Origin of the sequence: Pseudoalteromonas sp. NZS71_1 (genome assembly GCF_015864305.1) — a bacterium.
GTDB classification, from domain to species: Bacteria; Pseudomonadota; Gammaproteobacteria; order Enterobacterales; family Alteromonadaceae; genus Pseudoalteromonas; species Pseudoalteromonas arctica.
In genome coordinates, this window is sequence record NZ_JADYXM010000008.1 from 27,214 (window position 1) to 40,248 (window position 13,035).

13 protein-coding genes and 1 pseudogene are annotated in these 13,035 nt (G+C 39.1%); 9 read left to right on the forward strand and 5 right to left on the reverse strand.

Annotated features, from left to right (window positions below):
* Positions 1-6 precede the first annotated feature (6 nt).
* The gene (locus tag I6F43_RS12610; protein WP_010555318.1) at positions 7-330 is read left to right on the forward strand and encodes a hypothetical protein; all 324 of its coding nucleotides are present in this window, start codon (positions 7-9) and stop codon (positions 328-330) included.
* Between the two features lie 72 nt (positions 331-402).
* Here the strand turns inward: I6F43_RS12610 and I6F43_RS12615 are convergent, their stop codons facing one another.
* The 3 genes from I6F43_RS12615 to aspS form a co-directional block, all read right to left on the reverse strand.
* Complete coding sequence (locus I6F43_RS12615) at positions 403-999, reverse strand: pentapeptide repeat-containing protein (RefSeq protein ID WP_197102628.1); 597 nt, start codon at positions 997-999, stop codon at positions 403-405.
* Between the two features lie 16 nt (positions 1,000-1,015).
* Positions 1,016-1,246 (reverse strand): hypothetical protein, encoded by a 231-nt coding sequence (locus I6F43_RS12620; protein ID WP_007586979.1) that lies wholly within the window; start codon positions 1,244-1,246, stop codon positions 1,016-1,018.
* Between the two features lie 118 nt (positions 1,247-1,364).
* Positions 1,365-3,143: an aspartate--tRNA ligase gene (aspS, locus tag I6F43_RS12625; RefSeq protein WP_024591308.1), complete on the reverse strand. Its 1,779-nt coding sequence runs from the start codon at positions 3,141-3,143 to the stop codon at positions 1,365-1,367.
* Positions 3,144-3,655: 512 nt separating this feature from the next.
* Between aspS and I6F43_RS12630 the strand changes: the two genes are divergently transcribed.
* From I6F43_RS12630 to I6F43_RS20150, 7 genes and pseudogenes are all read left to right on the forward strand, one after another.
* On the forward strand, positions 3,656-4,504 hold the full coding sequence (locus I6F43_RS12630) for a DUF72 domain-containing protein (protein WP_197102630.1): 849 nt from the start codon (positions 3,656-3,658) through the stop codon (positions 4,502-4,504).
* Between the two features lie 24 nt (positions 4,505-4,528).
* On the forward strand, positions 4,529-5,029 hold the full coding sequence (locus tag I6F43_RS12635; RefSeq protein WP_197102633.1) for a M48 metallopeptidase family protein: 501 nt from the start codon (positions 4,529-4,531) through the stop codon (positions 5,027-5,029).
* 215 nt (positions 5,030-5,244) lie between these two features.
* On the forward strand, positions 5,245-7,428 hold the full coding sequence (locus tag I6F43_RS12640) for a YHYH protein (protein ID WP_197102635.1): 2,184 nt from the start codon (positions 5,245-5,247) through the stop codon (positions 7,426-7,428).
* A 37-nt stretch (positions 7,429-7,465) separates the two neighbouring features.
* Positions 7,466-7,972, forward strand: a complete 507-nt coding sequence (locus I6F43_RS12645; RefSeq protein ID WP_197102637.1) for a hypothetical protein — start codon at positions 7,466-7,468, stop codon at positions 7,970-7,972.
* A gap of 222 nt (positions 7,973-8,194) precedes the next feature.
* Positions 8,195-9,553, forward strand: a complete 1,359-nt coding sequence (locus tag I6F43_RS12650; protein ID WP_231614083.1) for an ATP-binding protein — start codon at positions 8,195-8,197, stop codon at positions 9,551-9,553.
* 4 nt (positions 9,554-9,557) lie between these two features.
* Positions 9,558-10,235, forward strand: coding sequence for a response regulator (locus I6F43_RS12655; RefSeq protein WP_197102641.1), 678 nt, complete (start codon positions 9,558-9,560; stop codon positions 10,233-10,235).
* A gap of 67 nt (positions 10,236-10,302) precedes the next feature.
* Positions 10,303-10,504: pseudogene (locus tag I6F43_RS20150) on the forward strand (metal-dependent hydrolase); the annotation flags it as partial.
* On the opposite strand, the gene I6F43_RS12660 reads toward I6F43_RS20150, so the two are convergent.
* Together I6F43_RS12660 and I6F43_RS12665 are read right to left on the reverse strand one after the other, a co-directional pair.
* A complete protein-coding gene (locus I6F43_RS12660) occupies positions 10,495-11,319 on the reverse strand; it encodes a hypothetical protein (protein WP_197102643.1) in 825 nt (274 codons plus the stop codon). The pseudogene I6F43_RS20150 and the gene I6F43_RS12660 overlap by 10 nt on opposite strands.
* Before the next feature lie 181 nt (positions 11,320-11,500).
* Positions 11,501-12,190 carry a DUF3334 family protein gene (locus tag I6F43_RS12665; RefSeq protein WP_197102645.1) on the reverse strand — a complete coding sequence of 230 codons (690 nt, stop codon included), beginning with the start codon at positions 12,188-12,190 and terminating at the stop codon, positions 11,501-11,503.
* 116 nt (positions 12,191-12,306) lie between these two features.
* Between I6F43_RS12665 and cmoA the strand changes: the two genes are divergently transcribed.
* Positions 12,307-13,032 carry a carboxy-S-adenosyl-L-methionine synthase CmoA gene (gene cmoA, locus I6F43_RS12670; protein ID WP_007378000.1) on the forward strand — a complete coding sequence of 242 codons (726 nt, stop codon included), beginning with the start codon at positions 12,307-12,309 and terminating at the stop codon, positions 13,030-13,032.
* Positions 13,033-13,035: the final 3 nt, after the last annotated feature.

Genomic DNA, 13,035 nt, shown 5'->3' on the forward strand with positions numbered 1-13,035 from the left:
CAATAAATGAAATCATACAATAGCATTCAAGAACGTATAGAAATCCTAGAAGACAAACTAACGGCAATACATGACGAAATCGAAACACTAAAAGCACCTGCTAAAAACAACAATGAACGTATTATTTTTAAGTTTATTGAAACAGGCAGCACAGGTAAAACGAAGGATTTTGTTCGTGAGTTAGGTATTAAATCACCACGTGACGGTTTGTTTTCGTCAGGTGACGTTACAAAACTAATTAAAGATGGCGCTGAAGATATTTCACCTGCGTTATTAGAAATCGCAAGACAGCTTGCCAGTGCACGTAATAAAAATGGCCCAAGCCGTTAATTACGCAGTCACGCAGTATCTAGAAGCCCAGCTAAGCTGTCGCTTCTAGATATGTAATCATATTAAACTAAATTAATCACATAGTTCTATATTAAGGCTGGTAAGCAAATTAAGTGCTTCGAAGCGATCAAACTTAGCATTCGTTAAAATATTATTATTCAAATCTATATTAAACGCTGTAGCACCTACAAAATCACATTTTGTTAAGTTAGTTTGAAAAAACTCACTATCGCGAAAATCTGTTCCTGTAAATTCACTACCGCTTAAATCAGCGTGTCTAAAATCAACATTTTTGGCAAAGCAGTGTGTTAGTTTGAGGGCTTTGAGGGTTAATTCAAAAAAAGAACTATTACTGAGCTCGCAATAATTAAAACTCACCGGTGCGTTAATACTAAGCGCTGGCCAATCTACATCAGCCCATTGCAAACTATTTAATTTACAGTGGCTAAAACTTACATTTTCAAGCGAACTGTAGTTCCATTTAAGTGACGATAAATTACAGTTTTTAAAACTACATTCTATAAATCGGCAATGTTTAAACTGCCCGTCTGAAAAGTCGCAATCGATAAATATACACTCTTCAAACTCAGAGTTTTCAGTTAGCTGCTCTGCGTACTGCAAAGCATTAAATTGCTCATCAAAATACTGGTTATTGTTACTTAACAACACAATTCACCTATTAAATTTAACCCGTGTAGCCATTACTTTTAGGTAAATCTTTTTTAAGCGCAAGCACTGCAATAAAAATCAAAGCAAATAGTGGAAATAGCGCTAAACAGCCACCCACAAAAGCTAAAACACCCGGCATAGTACTTTTACGCTTACCTATTTTGTAGCTAATTACAGCAAAAATAGGAATACACAGCACAATAATAAAAACTAAAAACTCACCAAATAAGGTTGCATTGATCGACATAATAATTCCTTTTCATCTGTTCGTTTAAAACACACTCTGCTATAAATTTAACCATAAAAAAACCCTCAAGCATATAACTTAAGGGTTTTTAAATTTAGCTCAAAAAAGCGAAACAAGATTACTCTTCGTTAGGTATCGCTTTTTCTACAACACTTATTGCAAGTTCAGCTAACGAGTCAAGGTTAGGTTTGCTTGGCGCGTTGGTTAATAAACACGACGCTTGTGTTGTTTTAGGGAAAGCAATAACGTCACGAATGTTATCGGTACCACATAAAAGCATTGCTAAACGGTCAAGACCAAATGCTAAACCAGCATGCGGTGGTGTGCCGTATTTAAGTGCATCAAGTAAAAAACCAAACTTGTCTTGTTGCTCTTGCTCGTTAATACCTAAAATTCTAAATGCAGTTTCTTGCATATCTGCATTATGAATACGTACCGAACCGCCACCAACTTCGTAGCCGTTTAATACCATATCGTAGGCATCTGAAATAGCAGCTGCTGGGTTTGCTTCAAGCTCACTGGCGTTAATGTCTTTTGGTGCAGTGAATGGATGATGTACAGCATGTAATGTGCCTTCGTCATCTTCTTCAAACATTGGGAAGTCTACAACCCAAAGTGGTGCCCAGCTATTAAGGTTAGTGATTTCTAAATCAACACCAATCTTAACGCGCAGTGCGCCCATTGCTTCATTTACTGTATTGCGCTTATCGGCACCAAATAAAATGATATCGCCAGACTGTGCATTAGTACGCTCAAGTAATTTAGTAATTACGTCTTCGCTTAAAAACTTAGCTACTGGTGATTGAACACCTTCAGCGCCCGCAGTGTGGTCGTTTACTTTCATCCACGCCATGCCTTTAGCGCCGTAAATACCAATAAACTTAGTGTAATCGTCAAGCTGTTTACGAGAAAGCTTAGCGCCACCTGGTACAGTTAACACAGCAACTCGACCTTTTTCGTCGTTAGCCGGACCTGAGAAAACATTAAACTCTACGTCTTTAACTAAATCTGCAACATCAACTAATTTCATCGGGTTACGTAAATCTGGCTTATCAGAACCGTAAAGGCTCATTGCCTCGCTGTAAGGCATAATTGGAAAATCGCCTAAATCAACGTTTAGCAATGTTTGCCACATTTCGCGGATCATTTTTTCAGTCATACCACGTACTTGATCAGAGCTCATGAACGAGGTTTCTATATCTATTTGGGTAAATTCTGGTTGGCGATCAGCGCGTAAATCTTCATCACGGAAACATTTAACAATTTGGTAGTAACGGTCAAAACCCGACATCATCAACAATTGCTTAAACAACTGTGGAGACTGTGGTAAAGCGTAAAAGCTACCTTTATGAACACGACTCGGTACTAAGTAATCGCGCGCGCCTTCAGGTGTTGCTTTAGTAAGTACAGGTGTTTCGATGTCTAAAAAGCCGTTTTCATCTAAAAAGCGACGAACAAAGCTGCTTGCTTTAGCACGTAATTTAATACGGTCACTCATTTCTAGACGACGTAAGTCTAGGTAACGGTATTTTAAACGACGCTCTTCTGAGTTTACTTGGTTAAAATCAAGTGGTAATGGCTCTGAGCGGTTAATAATATTAAGCTCTTTACCTAAAATTTCGATCTCCCCTGTTGCCATGTCTTTATTTACTTGGCTGTCTGGGCGTGCGCGAACAATACCTTTTAACTGAACACAAAATTCTTGGCGAAGTGTGTTAGCCGAACTCATTAACTCTTCAATGTCAGAGTCGAATACAACTTGTACTAAACCTTCTCTATCGCGTAAATCGACAAAGATAAGTCCACCAAGGTCACGTCGTTTGTTGATCCAGCCACATAGTTCAACTTCTTGATCTACGTGAGTTTTATTTAGCTGTCCGCAATATATAGAGCGCATAGTTTTCCTGTCAGATAAAAGGCTTAAACGGCTAAACTTATTTGTTTTAAGGCGTGTGATTTAAAAAACAGGTCACCACAATACAAATAAAGCCGCTAGCAATCTAAAAATAATCAAATTAAGCCCTGCATTATACTCAACTAACATTAAGATGCTAGGGCGCGTTGAACGTTGGTGGTTGAATTTGCAGCAGACGGTTTGGCTTTTAGGCAAGGCAGAGCCTATGTAGTGTGGTTACTCCCCATAAATAGGCGATAACGCAGCATAAATGCCAAACATGCGCTGCCCTTTGGGTTCTTTCTAGGGACGATTAACTCTTTGTTACTCGGTTTTTACTTAGCCCACTAGGTTACAAACCTCGCGCCGCGATTAAATCGCCCCTAGATTGAACAAATTTCAATCCACAAAGCTCAACACACCCTAGCCGTGTACGGCTTTTACCCTTGAATTTACAGCAGCTCGTTTTGTTATTTGCTACACTATCGCCACTTTATAATAAGGCGCTAGTTTGTATGTTATATATTGGATGCCCGCAGTGGTCGAGTAATGCATGGAAAGGCAATTTATTTTCAAGCCAATGTAAAAACGCCGATATGCTTAGCCAATACGCCCAACACTTTAACTCTGTTGAAGGCAATACCAGCTTTTACGCTGATCCTTCGCCAAGCACCGTATTGCGCTGGGCAAACAGCGTACCCGACGATTTTAAATTTACTTTTAAGTTTAATCGTCGCTTTAGCCACGAGCTGCACCTAACTAATGTTCAAACCGAGCTTACTGATTGGCTAAACTTGTTTACCCCTATTTTAGAAAAAACTGGGCAAATCATGCTGCAATTACCTAAAGCATTTGGTCCTGGTGACTTACCCAAACTCGCACAATTTATTAGCCTATTACCAAAAGAGGTTAATTACGGTGTAGAGGTACGTCATACTGCGTTTTTTCAAAAGGGCGAAGCCGAAATAGCGCTTAATCAGTTATTAATGGCAAACAACATAAATCGCATATCGATGGATACTCGCGCCCTATTTGCGGTAAAACCAACAACCGAAGCGCTAATAGACGCACAGCAAAAAAAGCCGCATTTACCCGTGCATGCCATTGCTACAAGCACGCAACCCATGGCGCGCTTTGTTATCGCCGATTTACAAAACGACTATAAACCCTTTTATAAACCGTGGCTGAGTAAAGTAAAACAATGGCTTGATGAAGGAAAAACGCCTTATGTGTTTTTTCATACGGCAGATAACCGAGAAGCGCCATTATTAGCAAGGCAGTTTTGCAAAGACCTTGGTTATGATCACAAAGCATTAAACCCATTTACTGGCGAAAAAGAAGCCCACCAGCAAGCACTTTTTTAAAAGTAAAACGACAGAGAAGCAATAATGAGTGAATACGCACGTTACTTTACCGGCTACCCAGCTAACATTGTTGAGCAAGTATTAAGCCTTATAGATAACAACAAGGTATGTGACTACTTACTTAAAAAGTATCCGCAAGCACATACCATTACTAGCGATAAACTACTTTATAACTACGCAACCGAGCTTAAAAAACAGTATTTAAAAAGTGCACCACCGTTTGGGCGCGCAGCATTTAAAAAGCAAGGCGACATGGTCACTAACGCACTTGGTACACATACGTATCGAATGCAAGGTAAAACCCGTAAGCACGATTTAGCGATAAACAGCGACTTACTGCGTGCTCCCGAGCCATTATTAAAAGCGTTAGTGGTACATGAGCTTGCCCACTTTAAAGAAAAAGATCACAACAAAGGCTTTTATCAACTTTGCTGCCATATGGAGCCGAGTTATCACCAGCTAGAGTTAGATTTAAGAATTTTTTGTGTGGTCGTCGCAATGGGAGAAAATCCTTATTTAAAATAAGGGTTTTACCGTTGTTTAACTGAGTGAAAATAACGCCCATGCTTAAGTTAATATTTCCTTCCATAACCAAGCGTTCATACCCAGTCTTTTATCCCCGTAAGCAACTCACAACTTAACGCCTGTCCTTAATAAAAACAAAAAAGTTTAAAACTACATAATTGCCCTACATTTGAGAACTACACTCTTAAAAGTTAATTTAATCTTTGGAGTTTTAAATGATGAAAAATACCCATGCCTTTTTACTCAGTGCACTGTGCTGCTTAACCTTAAGTGCCTGCAACGAGCAGAACGGCCAATCACTTGAACAATCAAACCTCAATGATTTTACTCTAACAAGCTCAAAGGTAAGCGATGGCGGTAACTTGCCTATTACTTATACGTGCGATGGGCAAAGCATTAGCCCTCCACTTAACTGGAGCGGTGCACCTGACACAACCAAATATTATGCGTTAATTATGGATCATAAAGCGCCAGAGGGAATGCATTGGTATTGGACCATGTATAATATTACCGCCAATAAAACACAAATTAAAGCGGGCGAAACTCTCGGTGAAGTAGGCTCTAATAGCGTAAACGATTTAAACCAATACGCGCCACCTTGCTCTAAAGGCCCGGGTGAAAAAAGCTATACTTATACTGTGTACGCATTATCTGCACCGGTTACCTTTAATAGCGATACAAAGGTAGATCGCTCAGCATTACTCGCTGCTGTAAAAGATATTACGCTCGATACTGCAAGTATGACGGTTAAATACTCGCGAAGCGCCAGTAGCGCCGAGCACAAACCTAATACAAGACTAAAACCAAATGAGCAACCAAAGCCTGATAAATCATATTTAACCGCTAACGTAAAATCACCTCGTTGTGATGCTATTACACAATCAGTAAGTAATGCAGGGTTTGATCAAAGCGTATCTGTTACGTGCGATGAACAATATGCTTATATTGCCTCATCTACTTATCCTGATCATGACGTAATGACAGGTATTACAGGTACTAACGAGCAAATACCCGTTCCAGCTAAAGACTACGCCGCACCTATAAAGTTAAACCCGAAAAAAGCAAAAACAATAACAACAATTGATGCAGCCGTAGGTGTTGCCGTTAATGGCGTACCAATATACGACTATTCTTCGCAAGGTGAACTGGACGTAAATAGCTACGATGAAAAACACGACACGTTAGCACTTGGACAGTTAGATATATGTGGCGGACACGCAGGACGAGGTGATGACTACCATTATCATGTATCGCCAACGTGTATGATTGACACAATGAAAAACCAATCAAGCGATGCCATTATTGGTTGGGCTTACGATGGTTACCCGCTGTATAGCAGTAAAAACCCAGACGGTAGTGCAATTGCCAAAGGTGACCTTGATGTATGTAACGGACAAACCGATGACACATTTGGCTATCGCTACCAAACATCAGCTACGCCGCCGTATATTATTCAGTGCTTAGTAGGTGAAGTAGATACCGCAAAATTACCAAGAGTGTCACCACTTAATGGCGATACTCAAGGTATAAGAGCCGACTTGCGCCCGCCACAAGGAGGCGTTGAAAACCTAACGCACGCAATCTCTGAAAATGGCAGCCGTACAATGAGCTATTCATACAAAGGTGAAAACTACTTTACTACCTACAGCCCTGCATCACAGGGAAAAGACTGCTATAGCTTTAAACAAAAAACCATCAGTAATGGTGGCAAAGTTCAAACAGGTACATTTTGTAGAGGCCCGCAGCCAAATCACCTTACTCCAACAGTCACTAAGCAAAATACAAATCCTGCCATTACAGGCAAGCATAACTTAAAGCTAGAAGCATGGGCTGATAACTGGTTTACAGCCTACATAGGCGAGCAGTTACTTGTTGAAGATTCTGTGCCTATAACCACAGAGCGTTCATTTAATGCCGAAAGCATTACGTTTTCTGCAAACTACCCTATTGAGCTTAATTTAATAATTAAAGACTTTAAGCAAAACGACACTGGGCTTGAATACATCGGTGCTAAAAATCAGCAAATGGGTGATGGCGGTTTTATTATGCAACTTACCGACACCGATACAAATAAAGTAGTTGCCGTTAGCGATCAAAGCTTTAAATGCGAAATACTTCACAAAGCGCCGCTTAACAAATTATGCGAAAGCGAATCAAATCCAGTTGCGGGCGAAGGCGTTTGTACGTTTATGTCAAAAGAAGCGCCAACTAACTGGCTGCAAAGTAACTTTGATAACGCAAACTGGGCTAATGCAGTAGAGCACAACTTTGCCGATGTAGGACCAAAAGACGGTTACGACGATATTAACTGGGATGAAAATGCAAAATTCATATGGGGCGAAGACTTAGAAACCGACAACACCCTTATTTGTAAAGCAACTATTGAGCAACCTCAATAAACAAAAAGGTCAACCGCCTCAATAAAAGGTAGTAATTATGTATTTTTTAAAAAAATTAAAATGGCTAATGCTCGCGTGTATTTTAACAAGTATGAGCGCTCAAGTGAGCGCCCATGTATTAAAAAACACAACAGCCCAAGTGATTTTAAGAGACGGGCAAGTTGAGGTTAAAGTATTAACTAATGCTGAGCATTTAATTTCAACGCTGCAAAGCGAGCAAGCATGGCTTATGGGCGATATTGATAAGCTTATGCCTACAAACTTAAGTGCAGAGCAACAAGAAGAGTTTGTAAAAAATGCACTTAAACAAAAAACGAGCTTACGTGTAAATCAGCAAGTTATCGTGTTTGAACGCGTCGCTTTTACCACCAGCAGCAACGAAGCGCACGACCTAGAAATTGTTTTTCAAGCGAAGCACACATTTACAACAGTAGATGAGCTTGCCATATCGTTCCCTAAAAGTTTAGGTGCAGTACACGCAAGCTTTGTAAAACCACAATATAAGTTACTGGGTGCTGGCGATACCGCAAAAATAAAGTTCTAGCCCAAGAATCAACATACCTAAAAAGCTTACTCAAAAAGGATTTTAGTAAGCAACTCCCTAAATACGCTAATTGTAGGCACATAATCAATATGCAATACTGCTTGGTACGTTAACGTCATGATTTTTACTATTTGCCAATCAGTGAAATTAATACATAAATTCTTTTTAGCTTTTTTTATCACTAATATCGCCCTTGTTGGGCTTATGTTTGTGTTTATATACATGACCTTTTCGTCAGGGTTTAACGACTTTGTTGAACAAGAAGAAACAAAGCATGTAGCAATGGTTAAGCAGCAACTTATTGAGCTTTATAGCGAATTAGGCAGTTGGCAACCCATTACGCAAAACACGCAATTATGGCGCTCTATTGTAGAGCCGCAAAAAAAGCCAGGCGAGCCTGAAACGAATAAACACACAAGCACCCCACCCAAACCAAATAGCAGCAATGCAACGCCCTCTTTATTGTGGATACACTTACCTGCGGGTTCCCTTAAAACAGGGCAACGTATAAGTTTATATGATCAAAATAAAAAAGTTGTTGTTGGTAGAGCTAATTTAAACGACAACCCACATATAGAGCCTATTTTATTAAACAATAACGTTATAGGCTGGATAGGTTTAGTACCTTCAAAACTTGTGCAAAGTAGCCCAGCAAAAGCATTTTTAGCAGCGCAATTTCATAACTATTTTATGATCACGTTACTCGTTATTGTGCTCGCATTTATTATGGCTATTGTGTTATCTCGCCATTTAATAAAACCAATAAAGCAAATAGTAACTGGCACCGATGAGTTAACAAACGGAAATTTTGCCAGCAGAATCATCCCCTCTAGTAAAGATGAGCTAGGTACCCTATCCAACAATTTTAACGCCTTAGCCCACACGCTTGAGCAAAACCAACAAATGCGGTTTCAATGGGTGTCAGACACATCCCACGAATTAAGAACCCCACTTACCGTACTACGATCGCACTTGTTAGCCGTACAAGATGGTGTATTTACAGCCGACACAAAGCGCATTAATTTACTCATAAACCAAGTAGATAACTTAAGTCACATTGTTGACGACCTAGCCCAACTAGCACAAACAGATAGCGTTAATTTAACCTATAACAATGCACGCATTGATTTAATAAACATTTTTGAGCAATCAATTGAAAACTTCACCGCTCGCTTTAAAGAGCGTGAATTAAATGTAGATAGCAAAAGCTTAACCAAAGCCGGCAAATGTATAATAAATGGCGATAAAGAACGCCTTGTACAATTATTTTCAAACCTGTTAGAAAATACCTGCAGATACACGCATAAAGGTGGGCAAGTAATAATACTTGCCAACAAAACACACAATAACATTGAGCTTATTTTACAAGACTCAGCCCCAAGTGTTTTACCAAACGACTTACAAAAATTGTTTGAGCGTTTTTATCGCGTTGAAAAATCTCGAAGCCGAGAGCACGGCGGCTCGGGCTTAGGACTTGCACTTTGCAAACAAATAGTAGAGGCACATGGCGGTCAAATATCGTTGCACAACTCACCACTTGGTGGGCTAGAAGTTAAAATAACGCTGACACTTTTAGGTTAAAATAATGGCATCACAAAAAATACTTATTGTTGAAGACGAAGAAAACATTGCAGAGGTACTTATTGCCTATGCTAAGCAACAAAATTACGAAACTGAGCACTTTAATAGTGGCAAAGGTGTAGTTAGTTTTGTAAAACAAAACGCTGTAGATTTAATACTTCTTGATTTAATGCTGCCAGATGTTGATGGCACAGAGCTATGTAAGCAAATTAGAGCCTTTTCAAGTGTGCCTATTATTATGCTTACCGCAAAAAGTGAAGAAATAGACCGCTTACTGGGTTTAGAGCTCGGCGCCGATGACTACATATGCAAACCTTTCAGCCCTAAAGAAGTTATAGCACGCATAAAAGCCGTACTAAGAAGGACCAGCCAGCCTAAAACCAACATCATCAATCATAATAATTTTCAATTACACAAAGACGATTACGAAGCCCGCCTAAACGGCAAAAGCATTGGCTTTACCGCCGTCGAGTTTAAAATATTTTTATTATTTATAAGCCACGTAGGTCGTGTTTTTACCCGCGAAGATATTATTAATAACGTATACAGCGACACAACCGACATATCCGATCGCAACATTGATACACACATTAAAAATATACGAAAAAAGATTAACGACATTCAAGCAGGACTAAACCCAATAGCAGCGGTTTATAGTGTGGGCTATAAATTTAAAGAGTAGGTTTAGCCGCTTAAAATAACAGCATTAAAAACGAGGGAAGTATGGTTCCCAACGCATTAATTTTTCGATAAACAATGATTTGCTCCCGCGCACTTGAGCTATACCTAAAAACGTTAGTAGTACATGAGCTCGCTAACTTTAAAGAAAAAGACCACAAAAAAGGCTCTTATAAACGTTGCTGCCATATGGAGCCGAGTTATCACCAGCTAGAGTTAGATTTAAGAATTTTTTGTGCAGTAGTGGCGATGGGAGAGAATCCTTATTTATGAGTACTCTTAGATGCTTTAGCTGGACGTTGGCTAGGAAAGTGATTGAAATATTCTTTTGTATGTTTCAAAGTATTTTGATATTGAAATGAATTTTCATAATTGATTTGGTTAATAATAGTTATGTCCAATCCAATGAACATAGGGTGATTATAATCAACCGAAGATTTTAAAACAGACAACCGCGGATCATCAATATACATATGAATAACAAGTCCATCATGATAGAAGCGATATATATTCTCACCTCCATTAATATCCATCTTTTGCTTAAATGGTGCTAAATTGACTGTATGACCTTTTGTAGATAACTGAACCAAGCTAATTGGAAAAATAGCTCTATTATCTTCCTTCTCACCAACTATAATCTGTCTAAGAAGTTCAATGTTTTTTGCATTTAAATTAACTTCACTAAATGCCGAAATTTTTGTTACTGCAGCTCTCCACAAAAGGCTAAGAAAGTATTTTCTAATTAATTTGGGTCTTTGAAATTTTACTAGTCTGAGGCTATTTTGCTGTTTGGCAGAGTTTGCTTTAAATAAATGACTAGACCAAACCAAACCTAAACCTCGAAGCTCCTCAATAGCCAAAGTATCTAAATACGCTAAAATATCTTCACCTTTTTGGGTCACTATATTTGGGTCATACCAGCTATCACTTGCTTTGCCATAAAAGGGTCCGCGATTAGTCACTTTCTTTTCAATAAATTTATTCCCTGAAATGTTTGGCCTAGTTAGGGATTTCGGTATTATGTGCGACTTTACAAACTTCCCAACTTCTTTTGTAAGCTTGCAATCACCGTTTTCCATATCAGTCATTTAAAATATCCTTACTAATACTAAAGAGAATTTATATTTTGGTTAATAAAAAACGCGATATCAAATCGCGTTTTTATGGATCGTATCAACCTACTAAAAGCAGATAGCGAAGAGTTGATAGAGCAAACGTTGGGTTTCGTTTCACTCAACCCAACCTTGTATCTCTTCTACGTAAATAGACTTAAAGCCCTAGGCCTGCCATAAAGTCGTCATCGGCATCGTCTTGCACAACATCTTTAGCCTTTGAGTTTTCTTTTTCAGCCTTCTTTTTAGCTTCGTTTTCAATTATGTCATCTGGGTCTAGTGCTTCTGCAATATCAAAGTCGTGTAATTTAATAAACTCTGTTTTATCCATCGCTAATTCCAAGTAAAAGATATTTTGTTTACTTGTGGTGAATGTTACGCGGCGGGCTTGCGGGCGATCCATTGTGGTATCTACCGATATTTGCACTTGCTTATTTATTGCCATCATTTTTGGCTGGTTTTGCGTAATAGACGTATGTAATTGCTCGCGCACTTTAGACGTAAAGTCGCCAACAATTTGATTCATCAACTCGCCTAGTACGTTTGATACGTCGTCTGATAAATGGCTATGTGCTATTTCATCTTCTGGCATCCCCATGTTGCGCATGTAATCGCCATAAATTTCCATCGCCGCTTGCGAAGTAAAGTTGGTAATTACAAGCCCTGTAAAACCGCCGTCAAATAAAACAAAGCAGCCAATATCTGGTCGCATACATGTACGTGTTATTTTTTGCACCATGGCTGAGTAGCTAATACCATTACCGCTGGCTGATGTGAGTACGCCTGTCACTGAATGACAAAGGGTTGCTAATATATCGTCTGTGCTGATGACCTTACTTTTGCTCATTTAATCTTCTCTTTTATACTTATTATTCATAATTCTAGTCAAGCTACTGAATTTATCACTGACTATCCAGTATAAAATGTTAAAATAGCGCCATTATTTACAAAGAGACTGCCTTCGTGACCATAAAAGACAGTATTTATGCCTCTGAGCAACAAGTAAAAGATTTTAGCTTTGACCAAAATGTAGTCGAAGTTTTTCCAGATATGATCCAGCGCTCGGTACCGGGCTACGCAACTATTGTAAGTACAATGGGTAAACTTGCGGGTGAATACGCGCAAAGTAACTCAAATCTTTATGATTTAGGCTGCTCACTGGGTGCAGTAACGCTTAGCATGCGACGAAATATTCGCACCGATAACTGCCATATAATAGCGGTAGATAATTCTCAAGCTATGGTTGAGCGTTGTAAGGTACATTTACAAGGTTTTAAATCAGATGTGCCTGTTACTGTTACTTTGGGCGATATTAACGAGCTTGAGATTCAAAACGCCTCAGTAGTAGCAATGAACTTTACGCTGCAGTTTATTCCACACGCGCAGCGCCAAGCCGTACTTGAAAAAATATACGCTAATTTAAAACCTGGCGGCGTATTACTGTTAAGCGAAAAAATTAAAGCTGAAAACGAGCAATGCGACAATTTATTGATTGATTTGCACCACGACTTTAAACGACACAATGGTTACTCTGAGCTTGAAATAAGCCAAAAGCGTACCGCCATCGAAAACGTTATGCGCCCAGATACACTAAGCGCTCACTTTACTCGCTTACAAGATATTGGTTTTAGCCAAACTCAAGTGTGGTATCAATGTTTTAATTTTTGCTCAATGGTAGCAATTAAATAAAGA